The following is a 552-nucleotide window of genomic DNA, read 5'->3' as shown; positions in this document are numbered from 1 at the left end:
GTCTTTCCAGCTGGCGAAGTCCAGTGAGTTCCGGATCAGATGCACGATGCAGGTCTGGACCGTCGTTTCCGGGAACACCGTGTTGATCGCTTCCGGGAAGCCCTTCAGGCCGTCGACCACGGCGATCAGGATATCCTGCACGCCGCGCAGCTTAAGGTCGTTCACCACCCTCAGCCAGAACTTGGCCCCCTCGGTCTGCTCGATCCAAAGGCCCAACACGTCGCGTGTGCCGTCGCGGCGCACGCCCAGCGCCAGGTAGATCGCCTTGTTGCGCACGACGCCTTCGTCGCGGATCTTGACTCGCAAGGCGTCGAAGAACACGACCGGGTACATCGGCTCGAGCGGCCGCTGCTGCCATTCGCGCACTTCGTCGATCACGGCATCGGTCACCGTACTGATGAAGTCCGGCGACACCTCGATGCCGTACATCTCCAGCAGGAAACCCTGAATCTCCCGCACGCTCATGCCGCGTGCGTACATCGCGATGATCTTGTCGTCGAAGCCGGTGAAGCGTCGCTCGCCCTTGGCGATCAGCACCGGATCGAAGGTGCC

The 552-nt window shown here is 62.7% G+C and carries 1 pseudogene; it reads right to left on the bottom strand.

From position 1 onward, the window contains the following. A pseudogene (locus tag ACV22V_RS32505) lies at positions 1 to 552 on the bottom strand (IS256-like element IS1356 family transposase); the annotation flags it as partial.

Source organism: Burkholderia sp. AW33-5, from assembly GCF_053427615.1.
The sequence above is the reverse complement of the archived record's forward strand: the minus strand, read 5'-3'. Positions and strand labels throughout refer to the sequence as shown.